Below are 20,724 nucleotides of genomic sequence, written 5' to 3'. Positions count from 1 at the left end.
CCTACGCCAACGGCATATTTCCGATGTCCGACGCCCGTGATGACCCCGATACTTTTTGGATTGAACCGGAATATCGCGCGATTTTGCCGCTGGAGGGGTTTCGGCTGTCCAAATCATTGGCGAAAACGATCCGGCAGGGGCGGTTTACAGTCACGGCGGATACCGCCTTTGCCCAAATTATCGCAACATGCGCCGAGTCGCAGGATGATCGGCGCGAGACGTGGATAAACCCCGATATCGAAGAATCCTTTTGCCAGCTGCATGCACAAGGCCGCGCGCACAGTGTGGAATGTTGGGTCGACGGCCGATTGGTCGGCGGGCTTTACGGGCTCGCCATGGGCCGCGCCTTCTTTGGCGAAAGCATGTTTTCGCGGGAGACCGATGCGTCAAAAGTGGCGCTGGCATGGCTTGTCGCGCGTCTTAAACTGGGTGGCTTCGAATTGCTGGATTGTCAGTTCATGACGGACCATCTGGCCAGCCTTGGTGCCATTGAAATCACCCAAAACGCCTATCTAAAATTACTCGAATCGGCGTTGACGACGACCGGTCAGCCTTCGTCGGGTTTGGCTTCTTCGCCTGCTGTCGCGGCGGGTTCTGCCGGTGCGGATTGGGGCGCACTTGACGACGCGTTATCGGCTGGCGCTGGCGCTTCTTCGGATGTTTTTTCTTCGACCGGTGTCTCTTCGCCGGGGAAGCTCATCCTGCAGCTTTTGACCCAAACATCGTAAACTGGGTGTTCGACAATATTTGCGGCCGGGTTTTCTTTGAAAAGCCAGCCTGAAAACACACTGCGCCATTGTTCAGCATCATTTGTGCCCGGCGGGCGTTCATTCACGAGCAGTTGAACAAAGGCACCTTCATCTGGGTAATTTTCCCACGGCGCTGTTTTTTCACAGGCACGCAATCTTACAACAACTTTGCCAAAGCGAATGGCTTCGCCGGGCTTGAGTTCAATGTCGCGCGTTTGTCCGTTGCGTTTGTTCAACAGGCCCAGCACCGCAACACGTTCTGCCATGGGTGTGCCGAGTGCATTGTCGGAACCAGCAAAAATCCGGTCTGCGGTCGCTTGGGCTTTGCCGGATTTTTCCGGTGCCAGCTTTTCTTCGTCAGTGGGTCCGCACGCCGCGAGCGTTGCCAGCAACGGCAGCAGCAGGCTGTGCCGGCGAATCATGATGCGTCAGGACTCCACGCCTCATAATCGCCAGTGGCGCGGGCACGATGGCCGCCACGCTGTATCGATCCTGCTGGCCGATAGGCACGGTCCGTGCCCGTCAAATTGGCCTCAGGCAGTGTTTCATAGCCACGCACTGGCGGCAAATAGCTTTCCGGATCGCCATCATGGGTGCCATGCAACCATCCGTGCCAGTCGGGCGCAACGCGGCTCGCATCGTTCGCGCCATTGTAGATGACCCAGCGACGTTTGCCGTCGGACGACTGATAATATTTGTTACCCTCGGCATCACTGCCCACAGCTTTGCCCTTACGCCAGCTGTAGATCGCCGTACCGATGGTGGCACCGTCCCACCAAGTGAAAATTTTACCGAGAATACCCATGGACCCGCGATTAGGAGCAAGCACGTTGCGGTGCAATCCCTATTTGCCTTACTTTGCGGTCCATTTAACGGTGTCGCCCGCCGAAATACCCAGCTCGGCGGATAACCCCCCGCGCAGTTCCAGCACGGCTACAACGGGTTCGCCCGATTCAACCGGTATTGTGGAATACGGAATTGTGTTTTCGGCGATGCTTTCAATCGTGCCGTCTGTCCGGACAAAGATGATGTCGAGCGGGATCACCGTGTTCTTCATCCAAAAGCTTGCCATGCGCGGTTCAGGAAAGGGAAAGACCATGCCGGTATTGTCCGCAAGCTCGGTACGGAACATCATTCCCCGGGCCTGCTCCATCGACGTCTGCGCAAGTTCGACCGTAAACGCCCGCGTTTTCGCGCCACTGGTGACGCACAATGTCACCTGCTCAAGCCCGGCGGCAGACCGACCTGCGCCCGTTCCGGGTTTGCACCCTGCGGTCTGGTTTCCGCCATTGGCAGGCATTGTGCACGCGGCCAGCGAAAGGGCGGTAGCGTAAAGGCCCATTTTGCCAAGCTTACGTAAATTCATTTAGGCGATCCTTTTTCGATTCTGGCACAGTTAATATCGGCACTTCCGGCCTGTTTCACAAAACAACTTCCGTTTCCACCTACATTGATCGTTCCGGTTCCGCGATTGAAGATATTGGCCGCTTCGTCGACATGCACGCGGGATACCCCATTGCCGATATGTTCGAGCCGCACATTGCGCATGGGGACATTGGCTGCGTCAAAATGACCGGCGCCATTCAATGTGACGCGCCCGTCACGGACTTTGCCGGCCTTTATCTCAATCCGCCCGTTTCCGTCGATGTCGGCCGAAAATTGGTCGGTGATTAGCCGTTCCACCACAATGGAACCGTTACCCGCCACGAGCATGCGGGCGGCGTCTTGTTGCTTTACCTCGGAAATTTGCAGGCTTCCATTGCCGCTGACCGTCATGTCTTTAATCGCCTTGGTCGATAGCATGACCTCAAGCGGCTGCGTCATCGGGACGCCCTGTTCGTTGTTCAAAGCACCCTGGAGACGCACACGCAATGTCATGCCGACACGTTCCAGCTTCAGGGCGTCGAGCACCCTTTTGTCGCCTTTGGCTTTGGCAGATGGCGCTTTGCCCGTTTGCACCTGTACTTTGATGTCGCCGATGACTTGAATATTTTCAAAGCTGGCGACGAGGATTTTGCGTTCGTCGGCGATCGCGGGCCGCTCAGCAAAAAATCCGACGAACAGCGAGATGGCAACAATTAATGTGCCAATGTTGCCTCGCCCCATTCCACCCAGCCAAGCCATTTCGGTGTCCTTTTCATATAATGTCCCTGCGGCGCATCACACACAAAGCCAGCATCAGATATGGCCCCAGTTACGGGTCGGGTCAAATGACATCCGCCGGCAATATGTTTCCAAACAGGCTCAATCCGATTTTGCCAATTTGCTGCAGCGGGCTCTGGCGCTTTGCCATGCTCCAAAAATATCAGCCGCCCGCCGGGGCGCAGGACGCGCCGAACCTCCGAAAGTGCGGCGGTCGGATCTTGAACCGAACATAATGTGAAAGTGGTGACGACCGAGTCAAAGCTGCTGCTTTCAAACGGTAGCGCCTCTGCAATGCCGCTTGCGAAGTTGGCGCTTCGGCCTGACCGCAAGAGCGCATCTTGCGCGCGGCCAAGCAATTCCGGCGAGGGATCAACCCCCGATAGGGATCGCACCTGTGACCAGTCGTAAAACTGCAGATTGGTTCCCCCGCCGCAGCCCAGTTCCAGAATGTCCCCCGATGCACGCGGAACAACTTTTGCGCGATCACGCATCACCGCAGGCTGCGTGCAGGCGCAGCCAATGAGGCGGGGCATGACATGCCGGTCCCACCAACCGTTCATGCGCTGGTGTCCGAAGGTTGAACATTCTCGACGGCGTCCAAAACCGAGTGGCCGCATGCGGTGATGGCGCGTGCGGTAAATGGCAGGAACAGCGTGATTTTACGCATGGGTCAATCTCCTTGTGTATCGTCGTTATGATGCACTTCGGGATTGTAACTCAAGAGCAAATTGCAAGCTGTCCTTCGAACCTATTTCACCCAAGGTTTTCGGGATTTTTTCTTTGAAGGGGAAAAAGCCCTTGGTCGCATGTGGCCAGAATTTCTCGTCCCAGCTTCGACGGATTTGGACGAGCGGTATGCCTTCCCGTTCCAAACGCGGAGCGAATTGTGCCAAAAGGTCAGCAACCGGACCCACCGGCGCGTAAGCGGTGATAATCTGCTCGGCGCCGGCTTGTTTTGCCTGTGTGATCAAGGTTTCGATATTCAGGGTATCGAGAATATCCGTAGGACACTCAAACGCAGCGCCGACCCGTTCTGCGGCGTCACGTGACGCGCTTGCGACGAAGCCCCGTGCATTTTCGCCCCATAAGGTAGTGGCATCGGCGGCGACAAATGCCGCCTTGATTGCCGCCGAAGGAGTAAAGAGCGACTCTGGGTGCAGGTCATCCGGCGTTACCAACAACAATGCCGGCTTTTGCCTGTCCCATTGCGCAGCGAACGGAATGGGACGCGGATTTGCGACGGTCAAATCAGGTGGGATTATAGCCTTCGTTGCCAGCCCTTTTGGTGCAAATCGCCCATTGGTATAGCGCGCGATATTGTCCGTTGTCGCGAGGTAGGTTTTGCCAGCGGTTTGCAGGCCAGCCCCCCAGCGCCACGACAATGTGTTGCTCGCGGCGTCGGCGTCAACCAAGTGGCGCAGGAAAAAATCGGCACCTAGCGCCCATGGTAGGCGCAGTGTAAAAATCCAGATTGAGGCAAACCACATTCTTGCGTGATTGTGCAGATAGCCCGTTTCGATAAGCTCGCGTGCCCAATCGTCAAAGCCTTCAATGCCGGTCTGCCCAGCCTCAGCGTTGCGGATTGCGCGCGCGTTCGGGAAACTATCGCGCTGCCGGTCGCGTTCTTCTTGAAACTGCGTCCACACCGACGGGCGCATTTCTAGCCAACCCTTCCAATAAGTGCGCCACAATATTTCCTGAATGAACTTTTCCGCTGCTGCCAGGCTGTGCTGCTCCAGAACCGCTTGCACGACTTCTTGCTCGGTAATCATCCGATAGCGCAGATAAGGCGAGAGCTTGGATACAGCACTTGGCTGCTCTGGCCCCGGATCCGTGTTGCGGCCAAAGGCATAATTTTGCCCTGCGCCGGGTATGAACTGCGCAAGGCGCGCGAGTGCAGCGTTCCGCGAGGCGGGAAAAATATCCTTCACCACTGTCATGCCAGCAACTTTTGCAAATAAGGACGGATTTTCAGAAAGCGGACATAAAGCCGCTCGAATATGTCCAAAATAACGGGATTTTGCGCAAGCCAACCAAGGGGTTTAAGCAGTGGAATATGCCGCCACATCGCCGCAAATGCAGCCGCACCCGATAACATCACGCCATTTTCACAGGCGTGAAGACGGTCAAGCATCAGCTGCCGGTCGAGCGGGCATATGGCCGTGTCCGGCGCAATATCTTGGAAGTCGATTTTCCGCTGCCAATCGAGACGCCGCATCAGCGCGATTTCGCGCACACACAGCGGACATGCGCCGTCATACCAGATGATGAGATTGAACATGCCTCTGTTTAGACGCGCTGCAAGACGACGTCAGGCTGGGCATAATATGGTATAGAAATGCCAAAAAAAAGGGCGCCGTTGCCGGCGCCCTTCTGAATTCCCTGTAAGGAAACGGGTTATTCCGCTTTTTCGTAATACTGCGGTGCCGCTTCATTCAGAATAGCCAAAATTTTCTGGAGAGCCGCTTTTTCGTCGGTCTTTTCCATTGCCGCGAGTTCACGGGCCAAACGGCTGGACGCCGCTTCAAAAATCTGACGCTCCGAATAGCTCTGCTCAGGCTGGTCATCGGGGCGGAACAAGTCGCGGGTCACTTCAGCGATCGAAACGAGGTCGCCCGAGTTGATCTTCGCTTCATATTCCTGCGCACGGCGCGACCACATGGTGCGCTTTACCTTGGGCTTGCCGGTGAGCGTATGCATTGCTTCCTTGAGCGTTTTGTCGCTCGACAGCTTGCGCATACCAACGCCTTCGGCCTTGTTGAAAGGCACGCGCAGCGTCATTTTTTCTTTTTCAAAGCGCAGCACATAAAGTTGCAGCTGCATCCCTGCGATTTCGGAATCCTGAAGCTCGATTACGCGACCAACCCCGTGCTTGGGATACACCACATAATCGCCTACATCAAACATCGCCGCGTTGGACGTCATATTTCGACCTTTCTGATTATTCGGGAGAATAAGCTCGCTGACGACATAATGTCGTCCATAAGACAGTTGGCATTCGTCCCTTACGTCATCACCCGCTCAATCCCATGATAGGAAGGCGGTTATCGACCATTTTTGGCCTGTCGGCGCGGAGTGTAACAGATTCGCCACAAAAGTTCAATGCTGCTGTACAGAGCGTCAATCGTGCGACTTAAATTGCGCTTAATTTTCGCACGCGATCATCATGTTCGGCAAACACGGCATTGCTAATCGGCTTGATATCCGCCGAGTTCATCCAGCATAGGTCCATATGGCCCAGAACGCGGTCATCATGGCTTCTTATGGTGACCGGCAGGATGGGTTGATGATCCAGCTCATCGACCAAAACCGGATTGGATGGCACACCCGTCCCCCATTTTTCGCCCCATTGGCGCAACGCAATCATTGTGGGCAGCAAATCCAGCCCTTTTTCGGTCAGGCGATATTCCACTTTACGGCGGTTATCAGGGCAGGGCGTACGATGCAATATGCCGCTTTCGCTCAATCGGCTTAACCGGTTGGCCAAAATGTTACGCGCAATGCTGATTTCCGTGAGGAAATCTTCAAAATGGCGGATGCCATTGAAGGCAGCGCGCAAGATCATGAACGACCATCGTTCGCCCATTGCCTCAAGCGCGGTTGGTAGCCCACACTCGGTAATATCCTGTAGTGACTCGTGCAATTCGCCCATATATTTAACCCCCGACGCATAGGGTGAGCCGACCCGAAAAATTTTGCAACCCCATTTAAGTTTTAAGTTGCAACTCGAAACCTAATCTAATAAGTAGCGATTCGCAACTGGTTTTCCAGGGGCGCAAAACGAAGGTTTGGAAACAGAATGCCGGCCACCGTTGTGCTCTGTTATCAAAGCTAAAAGGATAAGATTATGACTCTCTCCAAAGTTTCCGCCCGTTTGGGCGCGCTCGCTGCCGCATCTGTTATCAGCGCCACACTTCTTTTCGGTGTTCCAACGCAGGCGCAAGCTGCAAGCAACGGCGCATATTATAAAATCGAATTGGCGCAGCCAGCCGCATCGAAGCAAGAATTGCTCCGTAGCGTAGTTGTAAAGTGCGAGGGCACTGCATGCCGCGCGCCAATGGCTTCGACTGCCGCAAAGAATATGTGTGTCAGTGTCGCCCGCAAACTGGGTTCAGTATCTGCATTCACCGCTGGTGACCGCGTCTTTACAGCCGACGAAATCGCAGCCTGCAACGCTGGCGCTTAATTGGCCAACCTCTCAATAAGCATATTCGGCTCTTCTCTCCTCCCAACTAACCCGCGACAATTTTATTGACGCTTTGAGCCGAGACAACTGCACCGGAATATGGGCATACGCGAAACATCGCGGACGCCATATTCCGGTGCATTTTTTGTTGGAGCAGGCGTTCTCACATGCGCCATGCATAAGCAGCCAGCGCATAATTTGTTGTTAAATCGACTATGTTTTTAAGTTTCTTGTTGCAACGCAGCGCAAAAGCCACATCTTGGAGCCTATGATGCGGCAATATGAATTGGTTGAACGGGTGCGGGCCTATATCCCGGATGTCGATGAGGATCGGCTTAACCGAGCCTATGTCTTTACGGTTCAGATGCATGGTGCGCAGAAACGGGCATCAGGCGACCCGTATTTCAGCCATCCGGTCGAAGTCGCAGGGTTAATGACCGACCTTAAAATGGATGAGGACACGATCATCACCGCGCTGCTCCACGACACGGTGGAAGACACGCTGACCTCAATCGAAGATGTGGAAAGCCGCTTCGGTTCAGAAGTCGCGCGGCTCGTCGACGGCGTTACCAAGCTATCGAAGATCGAGGCGCAGACCGAAGATGAACGCGCTGCCGAAAATTTGCGCAAGTTCCTGCTGGCCATTTCGGATGATATCCGCGTTCTTCTGGTCAAGCTTGCGGATCGCCTGCACAATATGCGGACGCTGCATTTCATCAAAAGCCCGGAAAAACGTCGTCGTATCGCCAAAGAAACGATGGATATATATGCCCCGCTGGCGGAGCGGATTGGCATGTATGAATATATGCGCGAAATGCAGCTGCTCGCGTTCGAACAGCTGGAACCCGAAGCCTATCAGACGATTACGGGCCGCTTGAAGCAGATCCGCGAAAAGGCCGATGTTGAAATCGACCAGATTAACCAGACCATCGCTTGGGAAATGGAGCAGGCCGGACTGAAGATTAAAATCTCCGGCCGCGAAAAACATCCTTATTCGATCTGGAAAAAGATGCAGGAACGCCATGTTGCGTTCGAGCAGCTGACGGACATCAACGCCTTTCGCGTGATAACCGAGACCACCGAAGACTGCTATCGCGCGCTGGGTGTGCTGCATCGGCGCTGGCAGATGGTGCCGGGGCGGTTCAAGGATTTCGTCTCAACGCCAAAGCGAAATGGCTACAAATCGCTGCACACAACGATCATGTTCGCCAAAAACATGCGCGTCGAAGTGCAAATCCGCAGCGCCGAAATGCACCGAAGTTCGGAACATGGCTTCGCCGCCCACTGGGCCTACAAACAAGCGGATAAGCCCGATGGGCAGGCTGCGTGGTTACGCGATCTCATTGAAATTCTTGAAACCAGCCAAGATGCGGAGGACATACTCGAAAACACCCGCATGGCGATGTATCAGGACCGGATATTCGCCTTCACCCCAAAAGGTGCGCTGCATCAGTTGCCCAAGGGTTCAACTGTCGTTGATTTTGCGTATGCCGTGCATACCGATCTTGGCGACAAGACCGTTGGCGCAAAAGTGAATGGGCGCCATGTCCCGTTGCGTGCGCAGCTGAACAATGGCGATATGGTCGAAATCCTGAAATCCAAGGCGCAGGAACCGCAGCAGACGTGGCTTAACTTCGTGACAACAGGTAAGGCGCGCGCCGCCATCCGTCGGCATGTGCGGCACCGCGAACGCGATGAGCTGGTCGCAATTGGGCGCAAGCTTTATGAAGAAGTCGCTGCGCGAATGCCGGGCAAAATCGGCAAGAAAGCCTTAACGGCCGCGGTGAACCGGCTAAAGCTTGAAGACGAGGAAGAGCTGATGCATCGCATCGGCCTTGGCAAGATTAATGACCACGCCCTGATGGAGGCACTGGTGCCTGGCTTTGACGCGGATGGCATTGCGCTTGATTTTCCAAATCAAGAACGCGCCATTTCTATACGCGGGCTTACCCCGGGCGTCGGCTATCACCTCGGTGAATGCTGCCACCCCATTCCGGGTGACCGGATCGTGGGGCTGAGGTTGCCGGGACAACCCGTCGAAGTGCACACGATCGAATGTGATCGTCTCGCTAACGGGGCCGACGCCGATTGGGTCGACTTGAGTTGGGGGCAGGGTAGCGATGGCGCTTCGGCGCGATTGCGTACGATCATTCACAATCGTCCCGGCACGCTCGGTGAAATTGCGGGCATTTTCGGCTATCACAAGGCGAACATCATCAATTTGCGTTTGACCGCGCGTGACGCCGAGTTTCACACCTTTGAAATAGACTTGGAGGTGCATGATTTGCAGCACCTTATGCGCATCATATCCGCGCTTCGGGCGTCCGAGGCGGTGGCGACAGCAGACCGCGTCTACGACTAAATCCAGTCGCCAATCTCGTCCCCGGGTTCAGCGTAGACAAAACGTTTGGCCAGTTCAAAACGGTGTCCAGCGCGCAGAAAGGCATTGAGTTGCTTATTGCGTTTCTCTGGCGTTGCCGCTTCTTGGGCAAATGGACCGATACGTTTGCGCCGCGCAAAGTTTTCTGCGGCGCTCAATACGCTTTCTTCCATATGCGCTTTTGCCGGGATGGCATCCGCATCGCCAATACCGCTTGCCCGCAAATCCTCGTTTAAGCGCCGTTCGCCATAGCCACGGCGCACAAATGACCGGCTTCGTGCCTCAGCAAATTGGGCGTCGTTTATATAGCCGAGCGCGGCAAATTGTTCGACCAGCATTGCGATGTCCGCGCTGCGTTCCCCGTCCCACCCACGCTCGCGAATTTTGCGGTTTAAATAGGTCCCGAGCTTTGCCTGTGTGGTCGCATATTTGCCAACATAATGCAGCGCTAACTGTCTCAGTCTCTCGTCATTTAACGGCGGAGCGGGTTTTTTGGCGGCACGTGGGCTGTTCACGCCCTATTCTTGCCACAGTCGGGTCGAAATTTGAACTGGTATCGACGCGTATTGGCTTAGGCTAACAATAAAATTACCGGGCACCGCCCTATTTGCTATGGGAAAAATTATGAGCGAACGCGCATCCACGCCAACGCAGGACAGTTTGCCACGTCGTTTTTCTGACTTTGCGACCTTAGGTGAGGCATTGGATTATGCCGCCCAAGGGCAGCGTGGTCTCAATTTCCACGACATGCGCGGCAAATTGGCGCGCGCTTATCCCTACAGCGAAATGCGCGAAGACGCGTTGAACATGGCCTATCGCTTGATCAGCCATGGTGTCCGCAAAGATGACCGCATTGCCTTGGTCGCGGAGACCGGTCCCGATTTTGCGGCCTTGTTTTTTGGCTGCGTATATGCGGGCGCATGGCCAGTGCCGCTGCCATTGCCAACGTCATTTGGCGGTAAAGAAAGCTATGTGGACCAGTTGTCCGTTCAGCTGAAAAGTTGTGACCCCAAGATACTGTTCTTTCCAGCCGAACTCGCCGACATGGCCAATGACGCGGCACGCGCATGCAATGTTGAAGGCATTGATTGGGAAAGCTTCGGCGATCGCGTCGCGTTAAAGTCCGATCTTCCTTCGGCGCAGACCGACGAAATCTGCTATTTGCAATATTCCAGCGGCTCGACCCGTTTCCCGCATGGCGTGGCGGTTACGCATAATGCCCTGCTGAACAATCTGTCGGCGCATTCGCACGGCATGGAAGTGACGGAAAATGACCGCTGCGTGTCGTGGCTGCCCTGGTATCATGATATGGGCCTTGTTGGTTGTTTCCTGTCGCCGGTCGCCAACCAAGTTTCGACCGATTACATGAAAACCGAAGATTTCGCGCGTCGCCCGTTGGCGTGGCTGGATGTTATTAGCGCCGCGGATGGCACGGTCATCAGCTACTCGCCGACATTTGGCTATGACATTTGCGCGCGGCGGGTTTCCAGCCAGACACAGGTCAATGATCGCTTCGATCTCGCAAAATGGCGGCTTGCGGGCAATGGTGCCGATATGATCCGTCCCGACGTGATGCAGGCGTTTGTCGATGCATTTGGCGATGCGGGTTTCAAGGCATCCTCCTTCCTCCCAAGCTATGGCTTGGCTGAGACAACCTTGGCTGTGTCCATCATGCCACCGGGCGAAGGTATTCAAGTTGAGCTTGTCGAAGAGACGGAACTCACTGGCCATCCCGGTGCGCCGGATCGGCCAATCCGTTATCGCGCCATCGTTAACTGCGGCCGTGCTGTAAAAGACATGACTATCGAAATCCGCGACGAAAACCGCAAGCCACTTGCTGACAAGACGATCGGCAAAGTGTGGTGCACGGGGCCTTCATTGATGAAGGAATATTTCCGCGACAAGGAATCGACCGATGCGTGTCTGGTCGATGGCTGGCTGGACACGGGCGACATGGGCTATCTGTCGAACGGCTACATTTATATTGTGGGCCGCGCCAAAGACATGATCATCATCAATGGCAAAAACCATTGGCCACAGGACATTGAATGGGCGGTCGAACAATTGCCTGGATTTAAAGCTGGCGATATCGCGGCTTTCTCCGTGACAACGCCGGGCGGTGAGGAAACGCCTGCTGTGCTGGTCCAGTGCCGTACTACTGACAAAGCCGAGCGGGCAAAGCTGCGTGAGCAGATCCGCGACAAGGTTCGGTCGGTGACTGGAATGAACTGTGTCGTTGAATTGGTACCACCGCGGACATTGCCGCGGACCAGCTCAGGCAAAATGAGCCGTGCGAAAGCGCGTAATCTGTATCTGTCCGGTGAAATTCAGCCCTACGCAATCGCGGCTTAATTGTCTGTATCGCCGCGCCATTCTGAAGATGGCGGCGGCGTTGCGGGTTCCTGATAATCTACCCAAATCGGTTTAAGGCCGTGAAGGATACCCTTGGGCAGCCCTAGAGCAGTTCAAGCACCTTTTCTTGGGGCCTGCATAGCCGCACGCCTTTATCGGTTTCCACAAATGGCCGTTCGACCAGGATCGGGTGCTCAACCATATGGTCCAATATGCGATCGGCAGAAGCGCCATCGATCAAACCTAATTCTTCAGCAGGTGAACCACGGGTACGCAGCGCCTCGCGCGGCGTAAGGCCGGCATCTTTGAACAATTGTTCAAGCTTTGCGCGGGTGAAGGGTTGCTTGCGATATTCGATAATCTTGACCGTTACATCTGGCGCTTCTTGCAGGAGTGCGAGCGTCTTGCGCGACGTCCCGCAATCGGGGTTATGCCAGATTGTTGCGTTCATGATTATGGTCGTCCCCGATAATGCCATTTGCGTTCGGTTTTACCTAAATCGGTCACCCACAAAAGCAAATGCGCTTTTTTCTATTTTTAAATTGCATGTGAGAACGATTCGCAATAGGGGCGGGCAAATCGAATTGCGAGTCATTTGCAATAACCACAAAAAGGTCGAAAATGCTTCGTCTCTCCTCTTCCGTTTTTGCCTTTGTTTCTTTAGCAATAAGTGCGCCTTATGCCTTCGCTGAAGACGTGGCATTTGATGACAGCCGGACCATCATTGTGACGGGTGCCAGCGACGGGTACCTCGCGTCCAATTCAGTGACGGCCACAAAAACCGACACGCCGCTGATCGATATTCCGCAGACCATCAATGTTGTGACCCGTGAACAGTTGGATGATCAGGCGCATCACTCGCTGGCGGATATATTGCGCTATGTCCCGGGAACAACGGTGGGCCAAGGCGAAGGTAATCGCGACCAAATTACCCTGCGTGGGCAAAACACAACCGCTGACTTTTTCCTCGATGGCGTGCGCGATGACGTTCAATATTATCGCGGGCTTTATAATATTGAGCGGGTTGAAATTCTGAAGGGTCCTTATGCCCTGATCTTTGGCCGTGGCGGTGGCGGCGGCATCATCAACCGGGTTCAGAAGGCTCCGTTGAGTGACGATTTTATTTACGCAGGACAAGCCAGCGTAAACAGTTTCGGGGCCTACGACGTCTCGGCTGATTTGAACGCTCCGTTAAATGCATCCACCGCTGTGCGCATGAACGCGGTGTACGAAAGCTTAGACAACCATCGTGATTTTGTTGGCGGCGAACGCTATGCTTGGAACCCCTATGTCGCCTTCAGGCTGAACGATAGTTGGAAGCTGGGCCTTTCGTATGAATATGTGAATGACGCCCGCACGACGGATCGGGGTATCCCTTCGGTCGCGACGGGTGCGGGTCAACCCAATCGTCCCTTAGCTGGCTTTCGTGACCAGTTTTTCGGCGTGCCCGAGGTCAATCGCGCGCGACTTGCCGCGCACATCGCCAAGCTGCGGCTAGACGGTCAGTTGGCATCAAACCTCAATTTCAGCGGTACCATGCTCTATGGCGATTACGATAAAATCTATGTGAATGTCTATGCAAATGGGCCGGCGACGGCGCAAAATGGAATGGTTGCTCTTGCGGCCTATAATGACACCATCCAACGCGAAAATGTCATTGCCCAAGCAAATATGGTCTGGGATATCGAGACAGGGGCGATTGTGCACAAAATTCTCGTTGGCGCTGAATATGGGGATCAACAATCGGCCAACAGTCGGCTTAATGGGACGCTTTCTAATGCGACATTGCGCCTTTCGAACCCGGTTTTTCCGACAGTATCCTTTAACACATTGGCGCGTGACAGCGTTTCTGATGTGAAGTTCTTCTCTGCTTATGTGCAGGACCAGATGAGCGTTGGCGAACATATCGATGTCGTTGCAGGGCTTCGGTACGACAGTTTTGATATCAGCGGTGCAGATTTGCTTCCTGCAATCGACCGGCCTTTTGCACGTAAGGATGAAAAGATAAGCCCGCGTCTTGGGCTGATTTTCAAACCGCAGGAAAGCATGTCGCTTTACGGCAGCTATAGCCAATCATTCTTGCCGCGGTCGGGTGACCAGTTTCTGGCGCTGACGGTTACACAGCAAAACCTGGCTCCTGAGAAATTCACCAACTTTGAAATCGGCGCTAAATGGGATGTCCAGCCAAATTTAAACCTGACCCTTGCAGCGTTCCAGCTTGATCGCAGCAATGCGACGACGCCGGACCCCGCCAATCCGCTTTCCAGCATCAATATCGGCAAAACCCGGACCCAAGGGATTGAACTGGCTGCGACAGGGCGCGTGACGTCGCAATGGCAAGTCCATGGCGGCTACAGCTATCAGGACGCTGTATTGGCGGGCAACAATGCCGTTCGGCTGGCGCAAGTGCCAAAGCATCAGGCAAGCCTATGGAACCGGTATGAATTTTCCGACGCGTTTGCCGCAGGTGTCGGCATCATCCACCAGTCGAGCCAATATGCGGCCATCCGCACATCCGCGACGACAACCAAATTGCCTGCATTCACACGGGTCGACGCCGCTCTATATTATGACGTGAGTGACAGGTTTCAGCTTCAACTGAACGTCGAAAATCTGTTCGACACCGCATATTATTCGGACGCACACAACAATGATAACATCTCGACCGGCGCGCCGATCAACGGTCGTTTTACGGTTAGGGCGAAGTTTTAGGTCCTGACCCTAAGCCTCGGCTGTCGCAGCAGCATGTAGCTTGGCGTTGGTGACATAATGCGCAACGCCGATCCGCATCCCCATAACGGCCGCATCGTCTAGATCGCGGACAAAACGCGCTGGCGACCCCGCCCATAATTGCCGCGCCGCAATGCGTTTGCCTTGGGTCAGCATTGCCCCTGCTGCGAGCATGGCATCGCCCTCGATGACGGCACCGTTCATGACCGTTGACGACAGCCCGACAAACGCACGGTCGTGAAGGATGCAACCGTGCAGCATGACATTGTGCCCAACGAGCACGTCATCCCCGATAATAGTCGGAAAACCATCTTCAACGCCGGGCATTGGGCCATCGCAATGCACGACACTGCCGTCTTGAATGTTTGTGCGGGCGCCAATCACAACACGATTCACTTCAGCGCGAATGACGCAATTGTACCAGATGCTGGCCTCCGGTCCGATGGTGACATCACCGATGATACGACAGCCCGGCGCAATGAATGCGCTGTCGTGAATCTGTGGGGTCTTGCCATTGACAGTGACAATGCTGATGTCGGCACGGTTATTGATCATCGGATTTTCCATAGTGAAAGATGTGGCAACACCGATGCATAATCATCGGTCCAGGCACGTGTGTCGCCGGGAGCATCCAGTTCCAGCCACTGGTCGGCGTTGTAGTCGCGGCTTTTTTGGGTGTCGAGTTTGCCTGTGAGCTTGAAAAGCTTTTTAGGGTCGCGGCTAAGCGCTATCCAGTCCGACGGCCGCTCGCCGTCTTTGATCATTGCCTTGGTCGGGCTGTTTCGGCGAAGCGCTGCATACCAACCATTGGCCTTTGCTTCCGCGGCAATCACTGGATTGAGGTCAATGTAGCGATTTGAAATATGGACAAGCAATATTCCGTCAGCTTTCAATGCCCTGCGATAAGTTGCGAATGCTTCTTGCGTGAGCAAATGCAGGGGAATGGCATCGGATGAAAACGCATCCAACGCTATGACGTCAAAGCTATTCTTTGGAACCTCTGCGAGTGTGAGGCGGGCGTCGCCTAAAGTCATTTTCGCGTTGGGTGCGCATTTTTCAAGGAATGAGAATATCTTTCGGTCACGCGCAATCTCTACAATCAGCCTATCAATTTCGAAGAACTGCCATGTTTGTCCGGGCTGACGGTAACAGGCCAAAGTTCCAGTACCTAGGCCAACAATCCCTATGTTCGCGTTCGGGCCAAACAATCGCGGCGTTTGGACAAGTGCTTTTCCAATGCCAGAGTTGGGGGCGTAATAGCTGGTCGGGCGCGTCGGTTCATCGAGCAACTGCATGCCGTGCATCGTCGTGCCGTGGATCAACGACCGCACCCTGCCATTTTCTGAAGAATTAATCGTGTACGTGCCAAAGTAACTGCGCATCCGAACACCATCGAAACTCAATTGCGCATTATACCAGCCACCATTCAGCGTAAGCAGTCCTGTCATGACGAGCAGAAAGGGAACGCGAAAGCCGGCAACGACAACGCCTAAGGCAATCAGAACCGAGCCAATGATGACTTTTGTCATCGATAAGGATCCTGGATTGAAAATACTGCCGAATACCCCAAGCACAAATGCCAGCAATCCAAATCCCATCATGACATAGGGGAGTTTGTTGTCGCTCTCTTTAATAGGAATAAGCCCAATTTTGGGCAAAAGAACAGCCGCGGCCAAGATCAGGATCGGGTGTTCCCACGTCCAGTTAAACAGCATTGGTGCGACAATGGCGCAGAACAGGCCGCCTACCACACCACCGATCGACATCATGAGATAAAAACTTGTCAGCTGGTTTGGTGCCGGACGCGTTCTGTACATCTCATTGTGCAGCGCCACCGCGACGGTAAACAAAAGGCTAATGCTGGCAATCAGGCCGGCAATTGCGGCCTTGTTACCTTGCAAAAATATGAACGCTCCGGCGGTTAACATGGCAAGCGGCGCAATACGGCTGATCCAATATGCGGGTCGCTGATTATCTGCAAATGCAACGCTAAAACTAAGCAGGTAAACGGCCAATGGGATCACCCAGAGCAGCGGCATCGCCATAAGGTCCGTGGTCAAATGTGACGTCGTAGACAACATTAGGCCAGATGGAACGGCCGCAAGCGCAACCCAGTACAGGCGGCGTTTCCATGAAATAGGCGTGGTCGCTTCGCTCGTCGCTGCACTGTCGGTTTGGTCGCTTGATGTCCGCCAGATTTTGACTGTGCAGGCTGCAACGAGCGCCATAAGCAAAAGATAAATGCCGCTCCACAACCATTTCTGCGTGTGCAATGCCGTGAAGGGCTCAACTATGAGCGGATACGTCAAAAGTCCTACAAAGCTGCCGATGTTTGACGCAGCATATAGGGCATAGGGCTCGCCTTTGTTTCCGGAAAGCGCGAACCAGCGCTGCATCAACGGCGCCTGTGCCGCTACAACGAAGAAGAGTGGACCGATGGATGCAATCAGCAACCAAGGCACCCAAAAAATGGGGGATCCATCCGACGGAGGATGCATGTCGGCTAGTCCAATTGGTAACCAGAGCAGAGCAACCAAGAACAAGCCAAGGTGAATTCTGGCTTGTCGACGAGCGGGTTCACGGGCCAAGCGGTGGGCATAGGCATATCCGCCCAACAGTAATGCTTGATATACAAGCATTGCGCTGTTCCAAACCGCAGGTGCGCCGCCCAGCCGGGGCAGCGCCATGCGTGCAATCATCGGCTGAACGAGAAAAAGCAGGAAACTACCAGTCAAAATGGTTAGCAGGAATAACAACCTGCTGTTTCGTGCTTGGGTCTCGTTCATGCTTTATCCTTTCATCAAACGCGCGGCCAGTGCGGCATGATATGTCAAAATGCCTGAGCACCCGGCGCGTTTGAATGCCATCAGCGTTTCCAGCACAAGCGCGTCGCGGTCACCAGCGCCAGCGGCAGCGGCAGCCTCAATCATCGCATATTCGCCGGACACTTGGTACGCGAATACGGGCACATCGAATTGGTCGCGCACGCGACGGACAATATCGAGATAGGGCAGGCCGGGCTTGACCATGACGCTGTCGGCACCTTCGGCAATGTCCATCGCGACTTCGCGCATCGCTTCATCGCTGTTCGCTGGATCCATCTGATACGTTTTCTTGTTACCCTTCAGCAGGCCGCTTGAGCCAACGGCGTCACGGAACGGGCCGTAGAACGCGCTGGCATATTTTGCGGCGTAGGACATGATCTGGACGTTGGGATGGCCATTCATTTCGAGTGCCTTGCGAATGGCACCAATGCGTCCGTCCATCATGTCGCTTGGCGCAATGATATCCGCGCCGGCATTGGCCTGATTTATCGCCTGATCGACAAGAACGGCAACCGTTTCGTCGTTCAACACATAACCGGCATCGTCGATTAAGCCATCCTGTCCATGCGACGTGTAAGGATCGAGCGCGACGTCGGTCAAAACACCGATTGCATCGCCATGTGCCTGTTTGATGGCGCGAATGGCGCAGCACATCAGATTGTCGGGGTTAAGCGCCTCTTCACCGTCCTCGCTGCGCCGCTCTGGCTGCGTGTTTGGGAACAATGCGATGCAGGGAATGCCAAGATCGATAGCTTCAGCGGCGCGCACAACGATCTGGTCAACGGACCAGCGCGATACGCCGGGTAGAGACGAAATCGGTTCTTCAACCGCCTCTCCCTCGGTGACGAACAATGGCCAGATAAGATCTGCAGGCGAAAGCATGGTCTCACGGACCATGGCTCTGCTCCATTCGGTAGCGCGCGTGCGGCGCAGACGGGTGTTCGGGAAAAAGGATGTGTTGCTCATGAACGACAGGTAGCGGTGTTATGCCGCATCCTCAATGGGTTATCCGTTGGTCCGCGAATGGTCGATTTGAAGCGTCAGCCGGTCGATTTCACGCTTCGGTTTATCGGTGCTCTTGGGCTGTGTGCGCAATGGTGCGAGCGCTGCACCGGCCTTGACCGATTTCAGGCGCTGAAGCGTGCCTTTAAAGCGCGCAAGGTCGCTTCCACCAAGTTGCGCACGCTGCGTAAACTTGATCGAATTCGGGTTCACCGCACGACCATTGCGATATAATTCATAGTGCAAATGCGGACCAGTCGACAAACCCGTTGATCCCACATAGCCGATGATTTGGCCGCGCCGCACGCGGCTTCCGGGGCGTGCGGCGATACGGCTCATATGGCCATAGCCACTGGCAAGGCCGCCACCATGGTTCAGCTGAACAAAGTTGCCATAACCGCCCTTGCGCCCGGCAAAGGCAACGACACCATCGGTCACCGCAAAAATGGGCTGGCCATAGCTTGCTTTAAAATCAAGGCCGCTATGCATGCGCATATAGCCTAAAATCGGGTGACGTCTGCCGCCAAAGCCCGATGTGACGGGGCCATTAACAGGGCGGCTGAGTGCGCCTTTCGACTCACCTACACCAGAGGCTTCGAACCATTGACTGCTGTCGCCGTTGGTCCATTTGAGCATCTGAACTCGCGATTTGCCGTCGCGGTCGACGCCAGCATATAAAAGATTGCCGACCTTAACTTCACCGGTTTCAGCGCGCTTATAACCAACGATGATATCAAATTCATCGGTCGCGCGGATTGCCGACAAGGGCATGCGGCCCGAGATGACTTTCAGATAATCCTGGATAGCGCTGGCAGGTGCACCCGCTGCGCGCGCTGACCGGTAAATACCCTGGCTGCCCACGGTGCCGCGGATGCGCAACGGCGTGTCATCGACCATAATCGGTTCGCGGCTTAACCGGAGCGCTCCACCTTCACGGTTGATAGCGAGATTGAGGTCAAATCGTGCGCGAAAGGCAACGGATTCCAAAGGCCGGGGCTGATTTTGCGCAGAACGTTTACCGAGCACGATATTGATGGGCGTGCCGGGTTCAATATCCGATAGCGACGTGACGCCTGAAACCATTTTGGCGACATCATTGGCTTCATTGCCGCCAACGCCAGCGCGCTGTAGGACCCGTGCAAAGCTATCACCGCGGCCCAAAGAGGCTGTCAATTCGATGCGGGGACGCTCCGGGCTTCCGGCAAGGGCAACAACCGCGTCAGTCGCGGCCATGCGTTTGCCGCTGTCACTGCCATAGGCAATCGGCATAACCATTTGCGCGCGCGCTTCTTCAAACTCGGCTTCCGTCGCAATGGACGGTTGCGGGCCGTAAATTGGTCCGAAATCGGGGAGGAGCGCAAGTGCAGCAACGCTCAATAGGGTTAGCGTTCCAAGGCCACGAAACCAGCGGACGGAACCAATATTTTCGCCAAGGTCGGGGACGAGGTCGAGCTGGGCAATGCGTTCGCGCCAAGTTGCTTCGGTGGTCTGGCGCAGGGGTGCGACCATAGCATCGGCAAGCATCACGCTTCCGTTTAAGCCAGCCGCAGCAAAGTGTGTATCTTTGCCTTCAAACATAAGGATATCTATCCACGATCCTGCCCTTACCCACCCGGACATTTTTATCTGCCCACATCCCTGTGACGGCATATGGTTAATGTCAATTTAAGACCGCAGACAATTGGGCCGTGATGCGGCGAAAGGTGTATATTCACCGACCAGTCCGGGAACAGATTGATAAGTGGCAATCGGGCATTTAATCGCTTCATTAAATGTTCGGCAATGCTAAAGCAGGATGCAATATTGGGAGGGTCGAATGCACAGCGATCGCGTTGAATTTTTCTACGATCTTTCAAGCCCATGGACCTATTTGGCGTTCACGAACATTATGGGCGTGCTCGGTCGCACAGGGGCGACAATGACGTTGCGGCCTATATTGGTCGGCGGCGTGTTCAACGCGGTCAACCCGGCTGTCTATGCCGCCCGTGAAGCATCTGACAATCCAAAGCTGCTGCACAGTTGGAGAACACTGCGTGATTGGGCCGCGTTAGCCGGCGTGGCACTGAACTTCCCAAGCCAATATCACCCCGCCAAGAGCGTCAATGCAATGCGGATGGCCTGCTGTCTTGCGGATGATCCAGCCGCACTGCACGCGTTTACGAAAGCGGCGTTCGAAAGCTATTTTGGCGCGCAGGAAAATCTTGATGATCCCGACGTGCTGGTTGCGGTGGCCAACAGCATCGGTTTGGATGGTGACGCCTTGCGCGCGCGTGCGCAATCAGACGACGTAAAGGCGCTGCTGCGCGCGAATACGGATGAAGTCATTGCGCGCGGTGGCTATGGCTCGCCCACGAT

20 protein-coding genes and 1 pseudogene are annotated in these 20,724 nt (G+C 54.8%); 6 read left to right on the top strand and 15 right to left on the bottom strand.

The genetic code is table 11. The features are described from left to right. Nucleotides 1-728 (top strand): leucyl/phenylalanyl-tRNA--protein transferase (gene aat / locus ACIQ5B_RS05150; RefSeq protein WP_397598094.1); only part of this gene is annotated, 728 nt, incomplete at its 5' end. A 35-nt stretch (nucleotides 729-763) separates the two neighbouring features. On the opposite strand, the pseudogene ACIQ5B_RS05145 reads toward aat, so the two are convergent. From ACIQ5B_RS05145 to ACIQ5B_RS05105, 9 genes and pseudogenes are all read right to left on the bottom strand, one after another. After that, nucleotides 764-1,015, bottom strand: a pseudogene (locus tag ACIQ5B_RS05145) (DUF2155 domain-containing protein); the annotation flags it as partial. Between the two features lie 152 nt (nucleotides 1,016-1,167). Continuing rightward, nucleotides 1,168-1,554 (bottom strand): NADH:ubiquinone oxidoreductase subunit NDUFA12, encoded by a 387-nt coding sequence (locus tag ACIQ5B_RS05140; RefSeq protein WP_324477949.1) that lies wholly within the window; start codon nucleotides 1,552-1,554, stop codon nucleotides 1,168-1,170. 48 nt (nucleotides 1,555-1,602) lie between these two features. Continuing rightward, nucleotides 1,603-2,115 (bottom strand): DUF192 domain-containing protein, encoded by a 513-nt coding sequence (locus ACIQ5B_RS05135; protein WP_397598093.1) that lies wholly within the window; start codon nucleotides 2,113-2,115, stop codon nucleotides 1,603-1,605. Then, the gene (locus ACIQ5B_RS05130) at nucleotides 2,112-2,873 is read right to left on the bottom strand and encodes a GIN domain-containing protein (protein WP_397598092.1); all 762 of its coding nucleotides are present in this window, start codon (nucleotides 2,871-2,873) and stop codon (nucleotides 2,112-2,114) included. Before ACIQ5B_RS05130 ends, ACIQ5B_RS05135 begins: the two co-directional genes overlap by 4 nt. Continuing rightward, a complete protein-coding gene (locus ACIQ5B_RS05125) occupies nucleotides 2,828-3,454 on the bottom strand; it encodes a class I SAM-dependent methyltransferase (RefSeq protein WP_397598091.1) in 627 nt (208 codons plus the stop codon). The genes ACIQ5B_RS05130 and ACIQ5B_RS05125 overlap by 46 nt, the downstream gene beginning before the upstream one ends. Nucleotides 3,455-3,586: 132 nt before the next feature. Continuing rightward, entirely contained in the window at nucleotides 3,587-4,834 is a 1,248-nt protein-coding gene (locus ACIQ5B_RS05120; protein ID WP_397598090.1) for an FAD-binding domain-containing protein, read from the bottom strand. Continuing rightward, the gene (locus tag ACIQ5B_RS05115; protein WP_397598089.1) at nucleotides 4,831-5,175 is read right to left on the bottom strand and encodes a DUF393 domain-containing protein; all 345 of its coding nucleotides are present in this window, start codon (nucleotides 5,173-5,175) and stop codon (nucleotides 4,831-4,833) included. Before ACIQ5B_RS05115 ends, ACIQ5B_RS05120 begins: the two co-directional genes overlap by 4 nt. 116 nt (nucleotides 5,176-5,291) lie before the next feature. Further along, nucleotides 5,292-5,819, bottom strand: a complete 528-nt coding sequence (locus ACIQ5B_RS05110) for a CarD family transcriptional regulator (RefSeq protein WP_306062043.1) — start codon at nucleotides 5,817-5,819, stop codon at nucleotides 5,292-5,294. Between the two features lie 208 nt (nucleotides 5,820-6,027). Then, a complete protein-coding gene (locus ACIQ5B_RS05105) occupies nucleotides 6,028-6,546 on the bottom strand; it encodes a winged helix-turn-helix transcriptional regulator (protein WP_397598088.1) in 519 nt (172 codons plus the stop codon). Between the two features lie 195 nt (nucleotides 6,547-6,741). On the opposite strand from ACIQ5B_RS05105, the gene ACIQ5B_RS05100 reads away from it, so the two are divergent. Together ACIQ5B_RS05100 and ACIQ5B_RS05095 are read left to right on the top strand one after the other, a co-directional pair. Further along, on the top strand, nucleotides 6,742-7,080 hold the full coding sequence (locus tag ACIQ5B_RS05100; protein ID WP_397598087.1) for a CC_3452 family protein: 339 nt from the start codon (nucleotides 6,742-6,744) through the stop codon (nucleotides 7,078-7,080). Nucleotides 7,081-7,348: 268 nt separating this feature from the next. Beyond that, nucleotides 7,349-9,442 carry a RelA/SpoT family protein gene (locus tag ACIQ5B_RS05095; RefSeq protein ID WP_397598086.1) on the top strand — a complete coding sequence of 698 codons (2,094 nt, stop codon included), beginning with the start codon at nucleotides 7,349-7,351 and terminating at the stop codon, nucleotides 9,440-9,442. Here ACIQ5B_RS05095 and ACIQ5B_RS05090 read toward each other — a convergent pair. After that, nucleotides 9,439-9,975, bottom strand: a complete 537-nt coding sequence (locus ACIQ5B_RS05090; RefSeq protein WP_397598085.1) for a regulatory protein RecX — start codon at nucleotides 9,973-9,975, stop codon at nucleotides 9,439-9,441. The genes ACIQ5B_RS05095 and ACIQ5B_RS05090 overlap by 4 nt on opposite strands. 109 nt (nucleotides 9,976-10,084) lie before the next feature. On the opposite strand from ACIQ5B_RS05090, the gene ACIQ5B_RS05085 reads away from it, so the two are divergent. Beyond that, nucleotides 10,085-11,812, top strand: a complete 1,728-nt coding sequence (locus ACIQ5B_RS05085; RefSeq protein WP_397598084.1) for a fatty acyl-AMP ligase — start codon at nucleotides 10,085-10,087, stop codon at nucleotides 11,810-11,812. 103 nt (nucleotides 11,813-11,915) lie between these two features. On the opposite strand, the gene arsC is transcribed toward ACIQ5B_RS05085, so the two are convergent. After that, nucleotides 11,916-12,263, bottom strand: a complete 348-nt coding sequence (arsC, locus tag ACIQ5B_RS05080) for an arsenate reductase (glutaredoxin) (protein ID WP_397598083.1) — start codon at nucleotides 12,261-12,263, stop codon at nucleotides 11,916-11,918. A gap of 245 nt (nucleotides 12,264-12,508) precedes the next feature. On the opposite strand from arsC, the gene ACIQ5B_RS05075 reads away from it, so the two are divergent. Further along, complete coding sequence (locus ACIQ5B_RS05075; RefSeq protein WP_397598082.1) at nucleotides 12,509-14,524, top strand: TonB-dependent receptor; 2,016 nt, start codon at nucleotides 12,509-12,511, stop codon at nucleotides 14,522-14,524. 9 nt (nucleotides 14,525-14,533) lie between these two features. Here the strand turns inward: ACIQ5B_RS05075 and ACIQ5B_RS05070 are convergent, their stop codons facing one another. Genes ACIQ5B_RS05070 through ACIQ5B_RS05055 form a run of 4 tightly spaced genes read right to left on the bottom strand, consistent with a single transcriptional unit; the run spans nucleotide 14,534 to nucleotide 19,947 of the window. Next, a complete protein-coding gene (locus ACIQ5B_RS05070; RefSeq protein ID WP_397598081.1) occupies nucleotides 14,534-15,097 on the bottom strand; it encodes a gamma carbonic anhydrase family protein in 564 nt (187 codons plus the stop codon). Further along, nucleotides 15,094-17,328, bottom strand: a complete 2,235-nt coding sequence (locus ACIQ5B_RS05065; RefSeq protein ID WP_397598080.1) for a fused MFS/spermidine synthase — start codon at nucleotides 17,326-17,328, stop codon at nucleotides 15,094-15,096. The genes ACIQ5B_RS05070 and ACIQ5B_RS05065 overlap by 4 nt, the downstream gene beginning before the upstream one ends. Before the next feature lie 3 nt (nucleotides 17,329-17,331). After that, nucleotides 17,332-18,333 (bottom strand): porphobilinogen synthase, encoded by a 1,002-nt coding sequence (gene hemB, locus ACIQ5B_RS05060; protein WP_397598079.1) that lies wholly within the window; start codon nucleotides 18,331-18,333, stop codon nucleotides 17,332-17,334. 39 nt (nucleotides 18,334-18,372) lie between these two features. Next, nucleotides 18,373-19,947, bottom strand: coding sequence for a M23 family metallopeptidase (locus ACIQ5B_RS05055; RefSeq protein WP_397598078.1), 1,575 nt, complete (start codon nucleotides 19,945-19,947; stop codon nucleotides 18,373-18,375). Nucleotides 19,948-20,185: 238 nt separating this feature from the next. On the opposite strand from ACIQ5B_RS05055, the gene ACIQ5B_RS05050 reads away from it, so the two are divergent. After that, on the top strand, nucleotides 20,186-20,724 hold a 539-nt coding region (locus ACIQ5B_RS05050), incomplete at its 3' end, for a 2-hydroxychromene-2-carboxylate isomerase (protein ID WP_397598077.1).

It is taken from the genome of Sphingorhabdus sp., from assembly GCF_044374345.1.
In the GTDB taxonomy this organism is placed as follows: Bacteria; Pseudomonadota; Alphaproteobacteria; order Sphingomonadales; family Sphingomonadaceae; genus Sphingorhabdus_B.
The sequence above is the reverse complement of the archived record's forward strand: the minus strand, read 5'-3'. Positions and strand labels throughout refer to the sequence as shown.